The organism is Leifsonia sp. 71-9, assembly GCF_001898805.1.
In the GTDB taxonomy this organism is placed as follows: Bacteria; Actinomycetota; Actinomycetes; order Actinomycetales; family Microbacteriaceae; genus Leifsonia.
The window spans coordinates 520,255-539,512 of record NZ_MKVJ01000017.1; the positions used below are offsets into that span (position 1 = coordinate 520,255).

Consider the following 19,258-nt stretch of genomic DNA (forward strand, 5'->3'; position numbering starts at 1 on the left):
CGCCCTCTTCTACCGCCACGACGCACCCGCCGACTCGGTGCTCGGCCAGGCCGATGTGAGCACCAACCGCTTCGTCTACGGCGTCTTCGTCGAGACCTCCTCCGTCACCCAGATCGCCTGGGAGGACGGGGTGCGCGCCACGATCTCCACCGGCCGCGAGCCGGCGACGCCGGTGCTCAACAGGGAGAACAACCTCGGGCTGATCCTGCAGGGCACCCGCGGCCGCATCGTCGTGAACGGCCAGGAGGCCGTCGTGCAGCGCTTCGGCGCCGACGGGATGCGCTTCCCGACCCCGTTCGAGACCGACGCGACGACATGGGACCACGGCATCGACCCGGCGATCTTCGCCTGCACCGAGGCGGCCGTCGCCGACCTGGTGGACGCGCTCCAGCGGGGCACGGAGCCGGTGCTCGACGTGCGCCACGCGCTCGCCGGAGCGGAGATCATCTTCGCGACGTACGAGAGCGCGCGGTCGCGCGGTCGCGTCAGCCTGCCGCTCGGCGTCTACGACAACGCCCTGACCACCGGGGTCGCCGACGGGCTGTGGTCGCCGGTCGGCGAACTGCGGTCGACCTGGTGAAGGGGGACGTCATGACGACGGCGACGGTCGTCCTCACCGGGGACGACGTGTACGAGGATCTGTTCGGCGCGGGCGTCGAGCTCCAGGAGCTGCTGGCCGAGGAAGGCCTCGCGACGCGGGTGCGCATCGGCTGCGGATCCCTCGCCTCCGGCGCACCCGGCGCACCCGGCGCACCCGGCGACGCCGTCATCGCCCTCTACCGCGCGGCCGGGGACCTGGGACCGCGCGAGCGCGCCGGGCTGCAGGATGCCGTCGCCGCCGGCACCGGCCTCCTCGCGGTGCACTCGACCGCGTACTTCGACGACGGCGCCGAGGCCGACGATGCCCTCGCCGGGCTGATCGGCGCGCGCTACCTCGACCACGGACCGCGCCCGCACGAGAGCCGCTACCGGGTGCACCTCGCCGAGCATCCCGTGACCGCCGGCGTCGAGCCGTTCGACCTCGAGCACGAGCACTACCGGCTCGCGCTGCAGCCCGGCGCCGACGTGCTCGCCTGGCGCGAGGCGCCGTACGGGCGGGAGCCGCTCGTGACGGCGCACCGCTACGGCCGGGGCCGCGTCTGCTACCTGCAGTTCGGCCACGATCTGCGCGCGTGGGCCTCCGAGGGCGTCCGCGCTCTGGTCGCCGGCGCCGCGCGGTGGCTCACCGAGCCGACCGCCGCCTCCACCCCCGCATCCACCACCGACCCCACCCGTCCGACCGAGACCGAGGACCGCATCCTGCCATGAGAGTGCTCCTGAGACGAGCCGTCTTCTACCTGATCACCGCCTGGGCCGCGATCAGCCTCAACTTCCTGCTCCCGCGCATCATGCCGGGCAGCCCCGCCGACGCGTTGATCGCGAAGTTCCACGGCAAGCTGTCGCCGCAGGCCATCGAGGCGCTCCGCGTGCTGTTCGGCCAGAGCGACGCCAGCCTGTGGCAGCAGTACCTCGACTACTGGAAGAACCTGTTCAGCGGCAACTTCGGCATCTCGTACGCCTACTACCCGACGCCGGTGGCCGACGTGCTGGCGAGCAGCATCGGCTGGACCCTGGTGCTCATCACCGTCTGCACCGTCCTGGGCTTCGTGATCGGCACGGGCCTCGGGATGATCGTCGGCTGGAAGCGCGGCAGCTGGCTCGACGGCCTCATCCCGGTGACGACGCTGCTGTCGAGCATCCCGTACTTCTGGTTCGCGATCTGCGTCGTGCTGATCTTCTCCATCGTGCTGCACTGGTTCCCGCTCTCGGGCGGCTACTCGGTGACCGAGACGATCGGCTGGAACATCGGCTTCATCGGCAGCGCCACGTACTACGCGATCCTGCCCGCGCTCACGATCGTGGTCGCCTCCATCGGGGGCTGGCTGATCGGGATGCGCAACATGATGGTCACCACCCTCAGCGAGGACTACGTGCGCCTGGCGGAGGCGAAGGGGCTCTCCAAGCGCCGGGTGATGGTCACCTACGCCGCACGGAACGCCATCCTGCCGTCGTTCTCGAGCTTCGCGATGTCGCTCGGCTTCGTGGTCGGCGGCTCCATCGTGACCGAGGTGGTCTTCAACTACCCCGGCATCGGCACGGTGCTCTTCAAAGCGGCGCAGGCGCAGGACTACCCGCTCATGCAGGGCATCTTCCTGGTCATCACCATCACGGTGCTGATCGCGAACATGCTCGCCGACCTCATGTACGTCTTCCTCGACCCCCGCACCCGAGAGAGCTGAGAGCGCATCCCATGGCCATCGCAACCGCCACCGTCGCCGACGCCGAGTCCGGCGAGACGGACACCCCCACCTCCCGCTTCGCCTGGCTGCGCGCCTTCCGCCGGCCGTGGACGCTCGCAGGCGTCGTCATCGTCGCCGTGTTCTGCGTGCTCGCGATCATCGGACCCTGGATCGCGCCGTACGATCCGTCGGCCGTGAGCAAGCAGACCCTGGCGCCGCCGAGCCCGGAGCACTGGCTGGGCACGACCCAGACCGGCCAGGACGTGCTCTCGCAGATGCTGTACGGCACCCAGATCTCGCTGCTCGTCGGCGTGGGCGCCGCGATCGTCGCCACCGTGCTGTCGGTGATCGTCGGCCTCGCCGCCGGCTATCTGGGCGGTCTCTCGGACGAGCTGCTGTCCCTCCTCGCGAACGTCTTCCTGGTGATCCCGGCGCTGCCGCTGACGGTCATCCTGGCCTCGTACCTGCCGAAATCGGGATCGCTCGGCATCATCCTGGTCATCTCGATCACCGGGTGGGCGTGGGGCGCCCGGGTGCTGCGCGCCCAGACGCTCTCGCTGCGCAAACGGGACTTCGTGGAGGCGGCGCGCGCGACCGGCGAGCGCACGTCGAGCATCATCTTCCGCGACATCTTCCCCAACCAGATCGCGGTGATCGCGGCCAGCTTCCTCGGCACCGTCACCGGAGCGATCCTCACGCAGGCGAGCCTGGCGTTCCTCGGGCTCACCAACGTGACCGAGTGGTCGTGGGGCACCATCCTCTACTGGGCGCTGGTGTCGAGCGCGATGCTCACCGGGGCGTGGTGGTGGTTCGTCCCCGCCGGTCTCGCGATCGCGCTGCTGGGCACCGGCCTCTCGCTCGTCAACTTCGGCATCGACGAGTTCATCAACCCGCGGCTCCGTCAGGCCGGCATCGGCACCAGGAAGGCGCAGAAGGCCCAGGCCCGCGCTCAGCGCGCCAAGATCGTGCGTCGCCCGGCGCGGGGGCGGGGCGAGCGCGCGGCCCACCGCCCGTTCGACCCGGCGACCAGCGACGTCATCCTCCGCGTCGAGAACCTGCACGTCGACTACATCGGGGAGTCCTCGGTCACGCCGGCGGTCAACGACGTGTCGCTCGCGCTCCGCCGCGGCGAGGTGCTCGGCATCGCCGGCGAGTCCGGCTCCGGCAAGTCCACGCTGGCGTACGCCATCACGCGGCTGCACAAGCCGCCGGCGCAGATCACCAGCGGGCGGATGCTCTACACGAACCCGGACGGCTCCGTGACCGACATCCTCGCGATGGGCGATTCCGACCTGCGGGACTTCCGCTGGGAGGAGCTCTCGATCGTGTTCCAGTCGGCGATGCACGCGCTCAACCCCGTGCTCACCGTCGGCGCCCAGATCGACGACGTCCTGCGGGCGCACCGGCCCGGGATGTCGCAGGCCGCGCGCGCGGCGCGGGTGGTCGAGCTGCTCGGGCTCGTCGGCATCCAGACCGACCGCGTGAACGCCTACCCGCACGAGCTCTCCGGCGGCATGCGCCAGCGCGCGATGATCGCGGTCGGACTCGCGCTCGACCCCGAGATCATCGTGATGGACGAGCCGACGACCGCGCTCGACGTGGTCATCCAGCGTCAGATCATCGAGAAGATCATCGAGCTGAAGGACCGCCTGGGCTTCGCCGTGGTCTTCATCACGCACGACCTGTCCCTGCTCATCGAGCTGTCGGACACGATCGCGGTGATGTACGCCGGCCGCGTGGTCGAGCTGGCGGACGCCTCGGAGTTCTACCGCAATCCGCGGCACCCGTACAGCCAGGGGCTGCTCGCGTCGTTCCCGACCCTGTCCGGCCCGAAGCGCGAGCTCGCCGGCATCCCGGGGTCGCCGCCCGACCTGCGCCGCCTGCCCGCGGGATGCGCGTTCGCCGAGCGCTGCCCGCTGGCCTTCGACCGCTGCCACGAGGTGGTCCCCGAGCTGCTGAAGCTCTCCGGACCCGCCGAATGGCGCCAGGCCGAGGCCGCCTGCCTGCTCTACGAGGGCGACGGCACCGCGCCCGACCGCCCCGCCCAGGACGGCCGCGACGCCGTCGAGATGGAGGACGCCCGATGACCGCGATCGAGACGACGGCCGCCGCCGCGCCCGAGCAGCCCGACGTGCCGGTGCTGGAGGCCCTGCACGTCACCAAGCACTTCGCCGCACGCGGCGGGCTCTTCTCCCGGGGGCCGAAGCGGGTGGTGCACGCCGCCGACGACGTGTCGCTGGCCCTCCACGCGGGGCGCATCATGGCGCTGGTGGGGGAGTCGGGATCCGGCAAGTCCACCTTCGCCCGGCTGCTCGCCCAGCTGCACCCGGTGACGAGCGGGGAGATCCGGTACCGCGGCCGGACCGTGCGCGTGAAGGGCGGCCGGTCGCTGCGCGAGCACGTCAGCCGCGTGCAGCTGATCCTCCAGGACCCGTTCGGGTCGTTCAACCCCGTGGCGACGATCGCCAGGACCCTCACGCGCGCCGTGCGCATCCATCACCCGCAGGCGTCGGCGAAGGAGCAGACCCGCATCATCGACGACCTGCTCGGCCAGGTGAGCCTGCGCCCTGCGCGCCAGTTCACCGCGAAATACCCGCACGAGCTCTCGGGCGGACAGCTGCAGCGCATCTCGATCGCGCGCGCCCTCGCGGCGAACCCGGACGTGTTCCTCGCCGACGAGCCCGTGTCGAGCCTCGACGTGTCGATCCGCTTGGGCGTGCTCAACCTGCTGCGCCGACTGGTCGAGGAGCGCGGCGTCGCCCTGCTCTACGTGACGCACGACATCGCCTCTGCACGCTACTTCGCCGAGGACACCAGCGTCATGTACGCCGGGCAGCTGGTGGAGGCCGGACCGAGCGAGACGGTCACGCAGAAGGCCGCGCACCCGTACACCCAGCTGCTCATCGCCTCCGCGCCGGACCCCTCGAGGCCCGACGACGAGCGCCCGCGCGACATCGGGCAGCCGCCGAGCCTCATCGATCCGCCGAGCGGCTGCCGCTTCCACCCGCGCTGCCCGTTCGCCATGGAGCGCTGCCGCACCGACGCGCCGCCGGCCTTCGCGCTCGACGACGGCCAGTGGGCGAAGTGCTGGCTCTACGCGGACGACGCCGAGGCCGCGGCCGGCCGCGCCGACAACGCGGTCGCCTACGGCCTGGGCCCGGTGCGCCCGGCCGGCCGCCGCATCACCACCGGGCCCCACGCGGCCCCCTCAGACGCTCCAGCGACAACCGAAACCAAGGGAGACCAGCAATGAATCGCAGAAGGTCCGTGCGCCGCGCCGTCATCGGCGCGACGCTCGCCGCCTCACTCGTCGTACCGCTCGCCGCCTGCTCGTCGAACGGCTCGGGCTCGGGTGACGGACTGATCCTCAATGTGGCGAGTCAGTCCGACAGCCTCACCCAGTCCTTCAACCCGTACCTGCCGAACACGGCGCAGGGGGCGACCTACACGAACCAGGGCGCAGGCGGCTTCATCTACGAGCCGCTCGTGCAGATCAACAACGTCGACATCGGCAAGGACATCCCCTGGCTGGCCAAGTCGTGGGAGTGGTCGAACGAGAACAAGACGCTCACCCTGCACCTGCAGAGCGGTGTGAAGTGGACCGACGGCCAGAAGTTCTCGGCCGACGACGTCGTCTTCACCTACGACATGCTGAAGAAGTACCCGGCGCTCAACGTGGGCGGCGTCGACTTCGACACCATCACCGCACCCGACCCCGACACGGTGGTGATGACCTTCGCCTCCCCGTCGGAGACCAAGTTCACCTCGCTGGTCTCGGCCGCGATCGTGTCCAAGCACATCTGGTCGAAGGTCGGCGATCCCACCACCTACGTCGACAAGAACCCGGTCGGGACCGGCCCGTTCGTCCTCGACACGTTCTCGCCGCAGAGCTTCGTGCTCAAGACGAACAAGGACTACTGGCAGGACCCGGCGAAGATCGCGGGCATCCGGTTCATCCCGTACAAGGACAACCAGGGCCAGACGAACGCGCTCGTGCAGGGCCAGGCCGACTGGTCGGGCACCTACATCGCCGACGCCGAGAAGACCTACCTCTCCAAGAGCAAGGACAACCACTACTGGGCGCCCGTGGTCGGTTCCGACGGCCTGATCCCGAACCTCGAGAAGTGGCCGCTCAGCGACATCGCCGTCCGCCGCGCGATCAGCCTGGGCGTCGACCGCGCGCAGGTCGGAGCCGCGACGGACTCGCCGCCGGCGACGAGCCAGACCGGGTTGCCGATGCCCGCGTTCGAGAGCGAGGTCGCCGCGAAGTACAAGGGCCTCGACTTCAAGCAGGACAAGCCGGCCGCCGAGAAGCAGCTGACGGACGCCGGGTACACCAAGGGCTCCGACGGCTTCTACGAGAAGGACGGCAAGAAGGTCGAGTTCTCGGTGAGCTTCCCCGCGTCGTACACCGACATCGCCGCCCGCGCCCAGGTGCTCGTCTCGCAGCTGAAGGACATCGGGATCAAGCTCGACATCGACACCACGTCGGTGAACGACATCAACAAGATCACCGCCGACGGCACCTTCCAGTCGACCATCGGCTACCCGGTCGGCCCCGCGCCCCGCGCGTTCAACATCTACGACTCGATGATGAACCCCAACAAGTACTACCCGGTCGGGCAGGCGACGCCGACGTTCGAGAACATCGAGCGCTTCAACGACCCGGTCGCGAAGGAGCTGTTCGCGCAGTACCCGCTCGCGACCACCGACGAGGAGCGCTCCGCGATCCTCGAGAAGCTGCAGGGGATCTGGATCGACCAGCTGCCGATGATCGTGATGTTCTACTGGGGCAACTACGGCGACTGGAGCAGCGCGAAGGTCACCGGCTGGCCCAGCGAGAAGGACCCGTACTTCGCGCCCTACCCCAACCCGGTGGTGGCGCTGAAGCTGAAGCCGGTCTCCTGAACCTCCGGGAGCATCGGGAATGACGATCCGCGGGCGGGCCGGCGACCACCGGTCCGCCCGCGGTGTGGACAACGAGAAGACGAGATGAGCCGAAACAGATCCGCACTCGTCGTCGTGAACGGCGACGACATCCACCACGACCTCCTCACCGCCTCGCAGGTGTACCAGCAACTGGGCATCGAGGCCGGCCTCGTGACCCGGCGCGGGATGGGGATGAACCGCTTCGTCGACGCCCGGCCGGAGACCGCCGACGCCGACACCTACCTGCTCTACACCTCCGGCGGCCAGTTCCCGACGGCGCAGCAGGAGGCGCTCGCCGCGGCCGTCGCCGGAGGCAAGGGCCTCGTGGGCGTCCACGGAGCCAACATCCTCGGCTGGGAGGGCGACGGTCTCGACCCCGCCGACCGGCCGATGTTCGGGCTGCTCGGCAACCGGTACCTGTCGCACGGACCGGGCCACCACGAGGGCCGCCACACGATCGAGATCGTGGGCGAGCATCCCATCACCGCCGGGATGGCCGATTTCGACCTCTTCGACGAGTACTACGAGTTCGAGCTCGCGGACGAGGACGTGCAGGTGCTCGCCCAGCGCCATCGCGCCGACGGCGCCGTCATCCCCGTGATGTACGCGCGCGAGGTCGGGGCGGGCCGGGTCGTCTACCTGGCCCTCGGCCACGACCTGCGGGCCTGGGGCGAGCCGCCCGTGCGGGAGCTCGTCCGCCGCGCCCTGCAGTGGACGGCGGGCGCGCTGTGAGCGCCGGGTCCGTCACGACGGCCGCGCCGATCGCCGTCATGGGATACACGATCCTGGAGCAGGGACTCGCCGATCTGGAGGGGACGTTCGCGAGGGTCGCCGAGATCGGCTACCTCGGCGTCGAGACGTACGGGCTGGTCGAGGAGTACGGACCGGAGCGCGTGCGCGCGGCCGCCGACTCCGCGGGGCTCGCCATCACGAGTGCCCACACGCCGTTCCCGGCGGGGGCGTCGGCGGACCGCATCCTGGACACGGCCGAGGCACTCGGGGCGGAGACGCTCGTCTGGTCGATGGAGCGGGAGGAGTTCGACTCGCCCGCCGCCATCGCCGCCGGGGTCCGGCGCATCAACGAGGCTGCCGAAAACGCGGCCGTGCGGGGGCTCACGATCGCGTATCACAACCACTTCGCCGAGTTCGCGAACGCGTTCGACGGGCGCCAGGCCTACGACCTCCTGCTCGAGCTGCTCGACCCCCGGGTCGTCATCGAGCTCGACGCGTACTGGGCGCGCATGGGCGGTGCCGACCCGGCCGAGGTGCTGACCCGCCTCGGGGACCGCGCCCGGCTCGTCCACATCAAGGACGGCCCCGCGGTCAGCTACGAGGACGATGTCATGGTCCCGATCGGAGCGGGCGCGATGGACTGGGAGCGCATCCTGACCGCGCCCTCCGGCCTGCGCTGGCACATCGTCGAGCTGGAGCGGCTGAGCGTCGACACCATCGACGCGCTCGAGCAGTCGTACCGCCACCTGGTCGGCGCCGGACTCTCCACGGGGAGGACCGCATGAGCGGGCGCATCCTCTTCCTCGGCGGCAACGGGATGATCGGCTCGGCCGCCGCGCACGAAGCCGTCGCCTCGGGCGCGGAGCTCACGATCGTCACCCGCTCCGAGCCCCGGCGGCCGGTGCCGCCGGGGGCGCGCGTACTGAACGGCGACGTGCGCGATCCCGCCGCCCTCCGCGCGCTGCTCGGCGACGAGCGGTGGGACGCGGTGGTCAACTGGGTCGCCTTCACCCCGGCCGACCTCGACGGCCACGTCGAGTACTTCGGCGAGCGCACCGGCCAGTACGTGCTCATCTCCACCTGCTCGGTGTTCGGGCGGCCGGTGCCGCTCCTCCCGATCACGGAGTCGAGCCCGCGACGGCAGCCGGTGTTCGGCTACGCGCGCGACAAGATCGCGTGCGAGCTCGCGCTCGAGGAGGCCCACCGCGAGCACGGCTTCCCGGTCACCATCGTGCGCCCGTTCCACACCTACGACGAGACGACCGTCCCGCTGCTGTCGGGCTGGACGGCGGTGGAGCGGATGCGGGCCGGCGAGCCCGTGGTGGTCCACGGCGACGGCACCTCGCTGTGGACCCTCATGCACTCCAGCGACTTCGCCCGCGCCTTCGTCCCCCTGCTCGGCGAGGGCCATGCGATCGGCGAGAGCGTGAACGTCGTGAGCGGCGAGGTGCTCACCTGGGACCAGATCCACCTCGAGCTGGCGCGGGCCGCCGGCGTGCGCGACCCGCTGCTCGTCCATCGCTCGAGCCAGACGATCGCCGCGGAGATCCCGGGCTGGGACGAGGTGCTCGAGCACGACTTCCGGCACACGATGCTGTTCGACACCACGAAGCTGCGGCGGCTCGTCCCCGGCTTCGCACCGCGGGTCTCGTTCGCCGAGGGGGCGCGGCAGGTGGTGCGTCACCACGACGCCCATCCCGCGGCGCGGGAGGTGAGCACAGAGCTCGCTGCGGCGTTCGACCGGCTTGCCTCGCCGCCTCACGGTTCCCGAGTGGTATGAATGAGGCACGCGATCGGCAAGGGGAGGATAGCCACTGTGACGCAGCCGGAGACACTCGGGGGTAGTGCGGTCGCCGCCATCCGCCCCGACTACCCCGAACCCCTGTGGATCCAGGTCATCAACCTGATCACCAACGAGATCGCCGCGGGCGTGCTGAAGCCCGGGATGCGGCTGCCTCCGGAGCGCGAGCTCTGCCAGCAGCTCTCCATCTCGCGGGTCACCCTGCGCAAGGCCCTGAGCCAGCTGGTCGAGGACGGCGTGCTCAGCGCCTCCCACGGCCGTGGCTGGTACGTCGCGCAGACCCCGTCGGTCGGCAAGGACTTCCCGAACAGCCTCGAGTCGTTCACCGAGACGGCCACGCGGATGGGGCTGTCGGCGACGTCGCTCGTCCTGCGCGCCGAGACCAAGCCGGCGACCCTCGACGAGGCGGAGGAGCTGGCTGTCGCCCCCGGCACGCCGCTCTTCCACCTGGAGCGCGTGCGGCTGCTCGACGGCGTGCCGATCGCGGTGGACGTCACCCGCATCCCGACCGCGCTCGCCCCGTCGCTCGAGCAGGTCGACTTCGCGACGGCCTCCTTCTATCAGGCGCTCGCGGACGCGGGTGTCGAACCGCTGCGCGCGGACGCGACGATCGAGGCCCGCGAGTCGACGGAGACGATCGCCGAGCACCTCGGGCTCGACCTCGCCAAGCCGGTGCTCGTGATGCGCCAGGTGGCCGTCGACCACAGCGAGCACCCGATCTTCGTCTCGACCATCACGTACGCGGGCGAGCGCTACCGGCTGCGCACGAACTTCGCCCGGGCCCGCTGACCCGCTGACCCGCTGACCCGCTGCGCACATTCGTGCCGAATGTCGACTATGCGAGCCGCATAGTCGACATTCGGCACGAATGTGCCGGGGCACGGCCTCAGCGGGCGGCGGCGAACTCGCGGATGAAGAGGGTCTGCGCGTCGATCATCCGGCGGATCTCCTCCGGGTCGACCGACTCGTCGGAGGCGTGGATGCGCGACTGCGCGGTGTCCTCCGCGCCCCAGAGCACGATCGCGGCGTCGGGCGACACCTTCTTCAGCGAGGCGACGAGCGGGATCGACCCACCGGCGCCGATCGACTCGGCCGGCACGCCGAAGGCCGTCCCGAGCGCATCCATCGCCGAGGTGATCGCCGGATGCGACTCGTCGACCCGGAAGGCGTGGCCCACCTTCACCTTCTCGACCTCCACCTCGCAGTTCCACGGGCGCTGCGACCGCAGGTGCGCCATCAGCGCCTCGAGCTGGGCGTCGCCGTCCGAGCCCGGGACGATGCGCATGGACAGCTTCGCCGTGACCGACGGCAGGAGGACGTTCGACGCCTCGGCCGTGTTCGGCAGGTCCATCCCGAGCACCGTGACCGAGGGCTTTGCCCAGATGCGGTCGGAGAGGGAGCCGGTGCCGAGGTAGTCGACGCCGGGCAGGATGGCGGAGCCGGCGCGGTAGGCGGACTCGTCCATGTCGGCGCCCGGCCAGGCGCCCGCATCCACGCCGGGGATGACCGTGTCGCCGTTCTCGTCGTGCAGGGAGTCGAGGATGCGGATCATCGCCGTCATCGCATCCGGGGCCGCGCCGCCGAACTCGCCCGAGTGGACGGGGTTGGCGAGGGTGCGCACGGTGACGGTGCACGCGACGTCGCCGCGCAGGGCCGTGGTGAGCGCGGGGCGTCCGGCCTCCTGCGGTCCGAGGTCGGCGATAACGAAGGCGTCGGCGGCCATCAGCTCGGGGTTCGCCTCGACGAACTCCTCCAGGTGCGAGATGGTCTCCTCCTCGCCCTCGATCAGGATCTTGACCCGGCAGGGACGGTCGGGACCGAGCAGGCGCAGGGTGCCGTAGTGGATGACGAGACCGGACTTGTCGTCGGCGGCGCCGCGGCCGTAGATGCGGCCGTCGTCCTTGCGGGTCGGCTCGAACGGTTCGGAGCTCCAGCCCTGGCTCGCGGGAGCGGGCTGCACGTCGTAGTGCGCGTAGAGCAGCACCGTCGGCGCGCCCTCGGGCCCGGGGAGGTCGGCGTAGACGCAGGGGTAGCCTCCCGGCACGTCGAGCAGGCGCACGCCGTCGGCGCCCGCCGCCTCGAAGAGCTCGACCACCGCGCGGCCCATCGCGTGGACCGGCTCGGCGTCGAAGCCGGGGAAGGCGATCGAGGGGATGCGCACCAGCGCATCCAGGCGGTCGAGGACGTCGGGCATGAGGGCTTCGGCTTCGGACACGGGCGCTCCTAACGGTTCAGGATGGGATGACGAGCTGGATGAGCAGCCCCGACACGACGACGGACACCCACGAGACCAGCATAGGAATCGTGAACGAGTGCCAGATCGGCACCGGGGTGAGCCGGGTGGATCCGGTGCGGTCGGTCTCCACCGCCGCGATCTGCGAGCCGTTGGCCGGGAAAAGCCAGACGCCGATCAGCGACGGCCACATGGCGGTGATGACGCCGGGCGCGAGGCCGGCGGCCAGGGCGATCGGGATGAGGGTGTTGGTCGTCGCCGACTGGCTGGTGGTCAGACCGGCGACGAGGAAGAGGGCGACGGCCAGCAGCAGCGGCTGCGCGGTGATCAGCTGACCCAGCGGCTCGATGATCGTCTTCTGGTTGGCGGAGATGAAGGTGTCGGCCATCCACGCGATGCCGAACAGCGCGACCGCGGCGACGTAGCCGGAGCGCAGGAGGGGCTGCTCCACCACGAGCGACGGCTTGACCTTGCGCACCAGGATGATCGCCAGGGCGACCGTGAACATCACCATCTCGATCACCGGGGACATGCCGATCGGCACCGGCTTCCCGTCCGCATCGGGGAAGGCGGGGCGCAGGGCCGGGAACAGACCGAGCGCGACGACGAGGAGGGTGCCGACGATGAAGATCCAGGCCGCGGTCTGGCCGCCCGGCGGCACCGTGTGCTCGACGGGGGCGGCGCCGGCGCTCGTCCGCCGCGCGGCCTTCGTGGCTGAGTGGGGACCGGAATCGGAACCGGCACCGGCCGCGGCCTCCGCGCCACCCGACGTCCGGGCGGCGAAGCTCGCCTCCAGCGCCGCGGGCACCTCGACCGTGCCGGCCTCGACCCGCTTGCGGAACACCGGGTCGGCGATCAGCTCCCTCCCGATCCGCTGCTGCACGAACGAGGTCACGATGCAGGCGACGATCGCGGACGGCACCGTGATCGCCAGCACCTGCGGCAACCCGAACCCCTTGGCCTCCATCAGCACGAGGTACGCCGCCATCGCCGCCGAGACCGGGCTCGCCGTGATCCCGAGCCCGGAGGTCACGGTCGACGCCGCGAGCGCCCGCTCCGGCCGCTGCCCGTTGCGGTAGGCCGTCTCGTAGATCACCGGGATCAGGGCGAAGAAGATGTTCGACGTCCCCGACAGCACCGTGAACACGAACGCCACCAGCGGCGCCACGTACGTGAGCCGGCGGGGATTGCGCTGGATGATCCTCGACGCGATCGAGACGAGGAAGTCGATGCCGCCGGCGGCCTGCATCGCCGACGACGCCGTGATCACCGCGATGATGATGAAGAACGCGTCGACCGGGGGAGAGCCGGGCGGCAGCCGGAACACGAACACCAGGATCGCGGTGCCCACCACTCCCCACAGCCCCAGCCCGATCCCGCCGACGCGCACGCCGAGCACGATCGCGCCGATGACGACGCATGCCTGCAGGATGACGAGAACGACTTCCATGGCGACCTCCCCCTCGGCGACAGCATGCCCGACGGAGCGGCCGGTGTGAAGGCCCGGCGTCCGGGATATTCCGTTAAATGCCTTGTTCCGGTGACAGTGGAACGTGCCAATTTCCCGAATGGCACGTAGAGTGGAGCCGGGAGAACGGAGGGAGCGGCATGTCACCGACGATCGACGCGATGTCGCCGGCAGAAGCGCGACGGCTCGCGCTCGAACTCGTGGCCGCACGGCTTCCTGCCGGGTGGTCGCTCTCGCCAGCGTCCGGTCTGGATCTCGTGCTGACGTCCCCGGACGGCATCGCCACGAGCGTGATGGTCGACGCGAAGAACACCGTCGCGCGACGCGACCTGGCGGGCATCGAGGCGAACCTCCGGCCCTCGGCCGGACCATCGGACACCGATGGGGTCAGGCTGGTCACCGCCCGCTACCTCTCGCCCCCGGTGCGGGAGGAATTGCGTGGCCGCGGGCTCTCGTTCGCCGACACGACGGGCAACATCGAACTCTCGTCGGCGAGACCCGGCCTGTTCGTTCGTGACGTCGGTGCGGACGCCGACCCCTTCCGTCGCTCCGGGCGGCCGCGCGGCACTCTCAAGGGCGAACCGGCGGCGCGGGTGGTTCGTGCGCTGGTCGACCGGCGGAGGTCATGGAAGGCGACGGAACTGGTCGAAGCCGCTCGGACGTCCGTGGGCGCCACCTATCGCGTCGTCGACTATCTCGAGAGCGAGGGGTTGGTGACGATGCGGGATGACACGGGGACGTTCACCGTCCCGGATTGGCGGCGTCTTCTCGAGGCGTGGAGCGCCGACTTCAACACGTTCGAGGTCAATCGCGTCAGCGCGTGGATCGCACCGCGTGGCGTTCAGGAACTGACCGAGCGGGTCGGCGCGGCCGGTGCGCCCGTGCCGTACGCGGCCACGGCATCCGTCGCGGCGGCGACCTGGGCTCCGTACGCCCCGGTGCGTTCGGCCTTCTTCTACGCCGAGGATGCGCGAGCGATCGCCGAGACGTGGGATCTGCGACGTGCGGACCAGGGTGCCAACGTCTTCCTGCTGGAGCCGACGAAGCTGGACGACGTCGCCTTGGTCGGGGCCCGGGCCCGCACCGATGGCCTCGTGGTCGCGGCGCCGTCGCAGGTCGCCGTCGATCTCCTGAACGGCCCCGGCCGGAGTCCCAGCGAAGCAGAGGAACTCCTGTCCTGGATGACTGATCACGAGGACGAGTGGCGCTCGTGACCGACGCGATTCTCGTCCGCGCGCGCCGAGCGCTGCTCGACGCTCTCGAGGCGCTCGGGCCGCATCGGGAGTCCGTGGTGCTCGTCGGAGCCCAGGCGGTCTACCTGCACACGGGCGCGGCCGACGTCGCGCTGGCGGAGTTCACGATCGATGCGGATCTCGCGTTCGATGCACGGACGCTGGGAGACGATCCGCGGATCGAGGCGGCGATGATGTCGGCCGGCTTCGAGCACGGCGTCTCCAGGAATCCGGGCGTCTGGACATCGAAAGACGGGGTCCAGGTCGATCTGATGGTCCCAGCGGCTATCGCTGGGAGCGGGCGCCGATCCGTGCACGCTCCTCCGCACGATCGGAGCGCACTTCGGAAGAGTTCCGGGCTCGAAGCCGCGCTGGTGGACCAGTCGTCCCGCTCGGTCTCGTCGCTCGACTCGTCGGACTCCCGGACCTTCGACATCGCGGTCGCCGGGCCCGCAGCCCTCCTCGTCGCCAAGCTCCACAAACTGGCGGACCGGATCGCCGGCGAGCGCGCCGTGGAGAACAAGGACGCCCACGACGTGTACCGGATCCTGGTCGCGATCGGAACGACGGCCCTGGCCGACGATCTGCGCCTGCTCGCAGCCCACCCGCTGAGCGCGTCGACCACGACGGAATCGATCGGATTCCTCGCCGAGTACTTCGCCGCCGGACCGGATGCCGCCGGCCCGCGGATGGCCGGTGCGGCGGAGGAGTTGGTCGGCGACCCGGCGACGGTCGGTCTGGCGGCGAGCATCCTCGCCTCCGACCTGCTCGCTGCGCTGAGGGTGTGAAGGCCCGGCGTCAGACCCCGGCGAGCAGCTCCGTCACCGCCGCGTCGTCGGCCCAGGCGCGCGCCCAGTGGCGGCCGTCGGCGGGGCCGGTGTCGGCCTCGGAGACGAGCACGTCGGGGGAGGCGTGGTGCCGGTCCGGGTCGATCACGAACGGTTCCGAGCGGGGGTCCGGCGCCGCGCGCACCAGCAGCTGCGTGTAGGGGTGGATGGGGTCGAGGATGACGGCGCTCGACGGTCCGCGCTCCACCACCCGGCCGTGCCGCATCACGACGATCTGCGTGGAGAAGTGCCGCGCGGTGGCGAGGTCGTGGGTGATGTAGAGCACGGCGAGGTTGCGCTCGCGCTTGAGGTCGTCGAGCAGTTGCAGGATCTCGAGGCGGATGGAGACGTCGAGCATCGAGACGGGCTCGTCGGCGATGAGCACCTCGGGCCGCGGTGCGAGGGCGCGGGCGATCGCGATGCGCTGGCGCTGGCCGCCGGAGAGCTCGTGCGGGTACTTGGCGAGGATCTCGGCCGCCGGGCCCAGGTTCACCGAGTCGAGCAGGCGGTGCAGCTCGCGCTCCTCCTCGGCGCGGGTGCGCACGATGCCGTGGATGCGCAGCGGCCGGGCCAGCTGGTGGCGGATCGGGAGGGACGGGTTGAGCGACGAGAACGGGTCCTGGAACACCATCTGCACCCGCTTGCGGTATGCCTTGGTGGCGCGGCGGCCCGTTCCGATGTGCTCGCCGTCGAGGGTGACGTCTCCCGCGGTCGGCTCGACGAGACGGATCAGCATCTTGGCGATCGTCGACTTGCCGCTGCCCGACTCGCCGACCAGGGCCACGGACTCGCCGGGGCGCACGAGCAGCGACACGTCGTCGACGGCGCGCAGCGTGGCTCCGCGCAGGCCGGTCCCGCGGATCTGGTAGTTCTTGCTCAGGTGACGGGCGTCGAGCGTGGTCACGCGCGCGCCTCCTCTCGTGGGGTGGCCGGGCCGCGATCCACATAGCGGGTGCCGGTGATCGGGGTGTCGCCGCGGAGGCTCGGGAACGAGCTCAGCAGGTGCCGGGTGTAGTCGTGGCCGGCGCCGTCGAGCAGCGCCTGCGGAGTGTTCTCCTCCACCAGCCGGCCCGACAGCATGACGCCGACCCGGTCGCTGATCTCGAGCAGCAGCCCGAGGTCGTGGGTGATGAAGAGCACGGCGAAGCCGAATTCGCTGCGGAGGCGGTCGATCTCCTCCAGGATGTTGCGCTGCACCACCACGTCGAGGGCGGTGGTCGGCTCGTCCATGATGATGAGGCGCGGCCGGAGGGCCAGCGCCATCGCGATCATGACGCGCTGGCGCATCCCGCCGCTCAGCTCGTGCGGGTAGCTGCGGAGGCGGTCGACCGGGATGCCGACCGTGCGGAGCAGCTCGGCGGCGCGCTCCCGGCGTTCCGCCTTGTTCAGGCCGGCGCGGTGGTCGAGGAAGACGTCCTCGATCTGCGGGCCGATGCGGTGCACGGGGTTGAGCGCGTTCATGGCGCCCTGGAAGACCATGGAGATCTCCTGCCAGCGGAAGGCGCGTAGCTCGCGGCCGCCGAGGCCGAGGATGTCGGTCGTCCCGCCGTCCTCGCGGCGCCACTCGATCGAGCCGCCGCTGATCTCGGCGGGCGCCTGCAGGAGGCGGGTGATCGTGTAGGCGAGGGTGGACTTGCCGCAGCCGGACTCGCCGGCCAGTCCCACGATCTCGCCGGGGTGGATGTCGAGGGAGACGCCGTCGACGGCGCGGACCGGCCGGTCGGTGGCGTAGTCGACGGTGAGGTCGCGGATGCGCAGCAGCGGCTCGCTCATGCGGCGGCTCCCTTCGGGCGGGACGAGCGGGAGCGCTTCGCGATGGCGGCGGTCCGCAGGCGCGGGTTGATGCGCTCGTCGATGGAGAAGTTGATCAGGCCGAGGGCCGCGCCGAGGATGGCGATGCAGAGGCCGGGCGGCACGAACCACCACCAGGCGCCGAGCGTGATCGCCTGGGCGTTCTGCGCGAAGAACAGGATGCTGCCCCAGCTCTTGCCGCCGGGGGCTCCCAGCCCGAGGAACGAGAGTCCCGCTTCGGCGAGGATGGCGCCCAGGGCGCCGAAGACGAACTGGGAGGCGATGATCGGCATGAGGTTGGGCAGGATCTCGCGGAGCATGATGCGCCAGTTGGACTCGCTGGCGACGCGGGCGGCGTCGACGTAGTCGCGGGAGCGCACCGAGAGGGTCTGCGCGCGGAGGACGCGGGCCGCGCCGGCCCACGACACCAGGGCGATGACGACCGCGATGACGACGATGTCCCGCGACTCGACGTAATCGGTCACGATGATCAGCAGCGGCAGCCCGGGGATGACGAGGAACACGTTGCTGACCAGCGAGGACGCGTTGTCCCAGAAGCCGCCGAGGAAGGCGCCGCCGACGCCGAAGATCATCGACAGGACGACCGTGATCGCGCCGGCGACGACGCCGATGACGACCGAGCCGGAGGTGCCGGCGACCACCTGGCCGAAGACGTCCTGGCCGATGTTGGTCGTGCCGAACCAGTGCGCGGCGCTGGGCGGCTGGAGGCCGGCCGGGCTCGACTGGTTGGGGTTCGGGACGAGGAAGGGCGCGACGATCGCCACGACGGCGAAGAAGACGCACACCGCCAGCCCGACCCAGAACTTCCAGCCGCGGGACGTGCGCCGACGGCCGGTCGCGCGCCCGGTGGCGCGGAAGAACCCGGTGCGCGGCGGTCCCGCGTCCGGCTCGGAGCCCGAGAGGTCGGGGTCGGCGAGTTCTTGCTGCGTGAAGCTCATGATGCTCTCCTAGTTCGCCAGCCGGGTGCGCGGGTCGATGAAGCCGTAGACGAGGTCGACGACGAGGTTCGCGCCGAGCACGGCGAGGGTGATGATGAGGAACAGCGCCTGCATCAGCGGGTAGTCGTTGTTCTGCACGGCGGTCAGCAGGGTGAAGCCGACGCCGGGATAGCCGAAGACGCTCTCGGTGACGACCGAGCCGTTGACGATGAAGCCGAGGGACATGGCGAACCCGGCCACCGACGGCAGCAGAGCGTTGCGCATGGCGTAGGAGCCGAAGACGCGAGTCGGCCGCAGGCCCTTGGCGCGGGCGGTGACCACGTAGTCCTCCGCCATCGTCGACACCATCATGTTGCGGGTGCCGAGCAGCTGGCCGGAGACGGAGGCGAGGATGATCGTGATGGCCGGGAGCATTCCGTAGAGGAGGACGGAGCCGATGAACTCCGGTGTGAAGCCCGGAGTGATGTTGAGGTCGTAGCCTCCGCTCACCGGGAACCAGTGCAGGATCGACCCGAAGACGTAGACGAGGACGAGCGCGAGCCAGAAGTAGGGGATCGCCGAGAAGAACGTCGACGCGGGGAGGATGCCGTCGGTCCAGGTGCCGCGGCGCCAGCCGAGCCACGAGCCGAACACGATGCCGATGACGTAGCTGATGACGGTGGCGAGCCCGACCAGGCAGAGGGTCCAGGGCAGCGCCTGCATCACGACCTCGATGGCCGGGGTGGGGTAGTAGCTCACCGAGAGACCGAAGTTGCCGGTGAAGATGTTGTGGAGGTACTGGCCGTACTGCACGATCAGCGGATCGTGCGAGACGCCGAACTGCAATTCGAGCGCGTGGCGCGCCTCGGGCGGCATCGGGGCGACGCCCTGCGTCTTGGCGAGGATGACGTCGACCGGGCTCCCCTTGACCAGGCGGGGGAGCAGGAAGTTCAGGGTGATCGCGATCCACGCGGCGATCAGGTAGAAGCCGAGCTTGTTCAGGTAGTAGCGCATAGGAGGGTTCCCGC

18 protein-coding genes (1 of these 18 cut by a window edge) are annotated in these 19,258 nt (G+C 70.5%); 12 read left to right on the forward strand and 6 right to left on the reverse strand.

Annotated elements, in window-relative coordinates; translation table 11 throughout:
• The 10 genes from BGO91_RS12210 to BGO91_RS12255 all read left to right on the forward strand — a co-directional run.
• Positions 1-580: the 3' portion of a Gfo/Idh/MocA family oxidoreductase gene (locus tag BGO91_RS12210; RefSeq protein ID WP_290473019.1), read on the forward strand. It extends 479 nt beyond the left edge of the window; 580 of the gene's 1,059 nt are visible here — the last part of the coding sequence; its start codon lies beyond the left edge, outside the window; the stop codon is at positions 578-580.
• Between the two features lie 11 nt (positions 581-591).
• On the forward strand, positions 592-1,308 hold the full coding sequence (locus tag BGO91_RS12215) for a ThuA domain-containing protein (RefSeq protein ID WP_290473020.1): 717 nt from the start codon (positions 592-594) through the stop codon (positions 1,306-1,308).
• Positions 1,305-2,279 (forward strand): ABC transporter permease, encoded by a 975-nt coding sequence (locus BGO91_RS12220; RefSeq protein WP_290473021.1) that lies wholly within the window; start codon positions 1,305-1,307, stop codon positions 2,277-2,279. Before BGO91_RS12215 ends, BGO91_RS12220 begins: the two co-directional genes overlap by 4 nt.
• Positions 2,280-2,290: 11 nt before the next feature.
• Positions 2,291-4,366 (forward strand): dipeptide/oligopeptide/nickel ABC transporter permease/ATP-binding protein, encoded by a 2,076-nt coding sequence (locus BGO91_RS12225; RefSeq protein ID WP_290473022.1) that lies wholly within the window; start codon positions 2,291-2,293, stop codon positions 4,364-4,366.
• Positions 4,363-5,532 (forward strand): ABC transporter ATP-binding protein, encoded by a 1,170-nt coding sequence (locus BGO91_RS12230; RefSeq protein WP_290473023.1) that lies wholly within the window; start codon positions 4,363-4,365, stop codon positions 5,530-5,532. The genes BGO91_RS12225 and BGO91_RS12230 overlap by 4 nt, the downstream gene beginning before the upstream one ends.
• Positions 5,529-7,187, forward strand: a complete 1,659-nt coding sequence (locus tag BGO91_RS12235) for an ABC transporter substrate-binding protein (protein WP_290473024.1) — start codon at positions 5,529-5,531, stop codon at positions 7,185-7,187. The genes BGO91_RS12230 and BGO91_RS12235 overlap by 4 nt, the downstream gene beginning before the upstream one ends.
• Before the next feature lie 84 nt (positions 7,188-7,271).
• The gene (locus BGO91_RS12240; protein WP_290473025.1) at positions 7,272-7,940 is read left to right on the forward strand and encodes a ThuA domain-containing protein; all 669 of its coding nucleotides are present in this window, start codon (positions 7,272-7,274) and stop codon (positions 7,938-7,940) included.
• Entirely contained in the window at positions 7,937-8,725 is a 789-nt protein-coding gene (locus tag BGO91_RS12245; protein WP_290473026.1) for a sugar phosphate isomerase/epimerase, read from the forward strand. The genes BGO91_RS12240 and BGO91_RS12245 overlap by 4 nt, the downstream gene beginning before the upstream one ends.
• Complete coding sequence (locus BGO91_RS12250; protein WP_290473027.1) at positions 8,722-9,720, forward strand: NAD-dependent epimerase/dehydratase family protein; 999 nt, start codon at positions 8,722-8,724, stop codon at positions 9,718-9,720. Before BGO91_RS12245 ends, BGO91_RS12250 begins: the two co-directional genes overlap by 4 nt.
• Positions 9,721-9,756: 36 nt before the next feature.
• Positions 9,757-10,530 (forward strand): GntR family transcriptional regulator, encoded by a 774-nt coding sequence (locus tag BGO91_RS12255; RefSeq protein ID WP_290473028.1) that lies wholly within the window; start codon positions 9,757-9,759, stop codon positions 10,528-10,530.
• Positions 10,531-10,627: 97 nt separating this feature from the next.
• On the opposite strand, the gene BGO91_RS12260 is transcribed toward BGO91_RS12255, so the two are convergent.
• Both BGO91_RS12260 and BGO91_RS12265 read right to left on the reverse strand, forming a co-directional pair.
• On the reverse strand, positions 10,628-11,956 hold the full coding sequence (locus BGO91_RS12260) for a M20/M25/M40 family metallo-hydrolase (RefSeq protein ID WP_290473029.1): 1,329 nt from the start codon (positions 11,954-11,956) through the stop codon (positions 10,628-10,630).
• A gap of 16 nt (positions 11,957-11,972) precedes the next feature.
• A complete protein-coding gene (locus tag BGO91_RS12265; protein ID WP_290473030.1) occupies positions 11,973-13,424 on the reverse strand; it encodes an anaerobic C4-dicarboxylate transporter family protein in 1,452 nt (483 codons plus the stop codon).
• Between the two features lie 158 nt (positions 13,425-13,582).
• Here BGO91_RS12265 and BGO91_RS12270 point away from each other — a divergent pair, with 158 nt between their 5' ends.
• Both BGO91_RS12270 and BGO91_RS12275 read left to right on the forward strand, forming a co-directional pair.
• Positions 13,583-14,656 (forward strand): hypothetical protein, encoded by a 1,074-nt coding sequence (locus tag BGO91_RS12270; protein WP_290473031.1) that lies wholly within the window; start codon positions 13,583-13,585, stop codon positions 14,654-14,656.
• Positions 14,653-15,462, forward strand: coding sequence for a GSU2403 family nucleotidyltransferase fold protein (locus BGO91_RS12275; protein ID WP_290473032.1), 810 nt, complete (start codon positions 14,653-14,655; stop codon positions 15,460-15,462). The genes BGO91_RS12270 and BGO91_RS12275 overlap by 4 nt, the downstream gene beginning before the upstream one ends.
• A gap of 10 nt (positions 15,463-15,472) precedes the next feature.
• Here BGO91_RS12275 and BGO91_RS12280 read toward each other — a convergent pair whose 3' ends face one another.
• From BGO91_RS12280 to BGO91_RS12295, 4 genes are read right to left on the reverse strand one after another with little or no spacing between them, the layout of a single operon-like run.
• Positions 15,473-16,405: an ATP-binding cassette domain-containing protein gene (locus BGO91_RS12280; protein ID WP_290473033.1), complete on the reverse strand. Its 933-nt coding sequence runs from the start codon at positions 16,403-16,405 to the stop codon at positions 15,473-15,475.
• Positions 16,402-17,274: an ABC transporter ATP-binding protein gene (locus BGO91_RS12285; protein WP_290473034.1), complete on the reverse strand. Its 873-nt coding sequence runs from the start codon at positions 17,272-17,274 to the stop codon at positions 16,402-16,404. The genes BGO91_RS12280 and BGO91_RS12285 overlap by 4 nt, the downstream gene beginning before the upstream one ends.
• Entirely contained in the window at positions 17,271-18,251 is a 981-nt protein-coding gene (locus BGO91_RS12290; protein WP_290473035.1) for an ABC transporter permease, read from the reverse strand. Before BGO91_RS12290 ends, BGO91_RS12285 begins: the two co-directional genes overlap by 4 nt.
• Positions 18,252-18,260: 9 nt before the next feature.
• Positions 18,261-19,244: an ABC transporter permease gene (locus BGO91_RS12295; RefSeq protein ID WP_290473036.1), complete on the reverse strand. Its 984-nt coding sequence runs from the start codon at positions 19,242-19,244 to the stop codon at positions 18,261-18,263.
• Between the last annotated feature and the right edge of the window lie 14 nt (positions 19,245-19,258).

What these genes read in the sequence shown, in the direction of transcription:
- BGO91_RS12215 (WP_290473020.1), top strand. Translation starts at nt 592, where the DNA reads ATGACGACGGCGACGGTCGTCCTCACCGGGGACGACGTGTACGAGGAT.
- BGO91_RS12220 (WP_290473021.1), top strand. Translation starts at nt 1,305, where the DNA reads ATGAGAGTGCTCCTGAGACGAGCCGTCTTCTACCTGATCACCGCCTGG.
- BGO91_RS12225 (WP_290473022.1), top strand. Translation starts at nt 2,291, where the DNA reads ATGGCCATCGCAACCGCCACCGTCGCCGACGCCGAGTCCGGCGAGACG.
- BGO91_RS12230 (WP_290473023.1), top strand. Translation starts at nt 4,363, where the DNA reads ATGACCGCGATCGAGACGACGGCCGCCGCCGCGCCCGAGCAGCCCGAC.
- BGO91_RS12235 (WP_290473024.1), top strand. Translation starts at nt 5,529, where the DNA reads ATGAATCGCAGAAGGTCCGTGCGCCGCGCCGTCATCGGCGCGACGCTC.
- BGO91_RS12240 (WP_290473025.1), top strand. Translation starts at nt 7,272, where the DNA reads ATGAGCCGAAACAGATCCGCACTCGTCGTCGTGAACGGCGACGACATC.
- BGO91_RS12250 (WP_290473027.1), top strand. Translation starts at nt 8,722, where the DNA reads ATGAGCGGGCGCATCCTCTTCCTCGGCGGCAACGGGATGATCGGCTCG.
- BGO91_RS12265 (WP_290473030.1), bottom strand. Translation starts at nt 13,424, where the DNA reads ATGGAAGTCGTTCTCGTCATCCTGCAGGCATGCGTCGTCATCGGCGCG.
- BGO91_RS12270 (WP_290473031.1), top strand. Translation starts at nt 13,583, where the DNA reads ATGTCACCGACGATCGACGCGATGTCGCCGGCAGAAGCGCGACGGCTC.
- BGO91_RS12285 (WP_290473034.1), bottom strand. Translation starts at nt 17,274, where the DNA reads ATGAGCGAGCCGCTGCTGCGCATCCGCGACCTCACCGTCGACTACGCC.
- BGO91_RS12290 (WP_290473035.1), bottom strand. Translation starts at nt 18,251, where the DNA reads ATGAGCTTCACGCAGCAAGAACTCGCCGACCCCGACCTCTCGGGCTCC.
- BGO91_RS12295 (WP_290473036.1), bottom strand. Translation starts at nt 19,244, where the DNA reads ATGCGCTACTACCTGAACAAGCTCGGCTTCTACCTGATCGCCGCGTGG.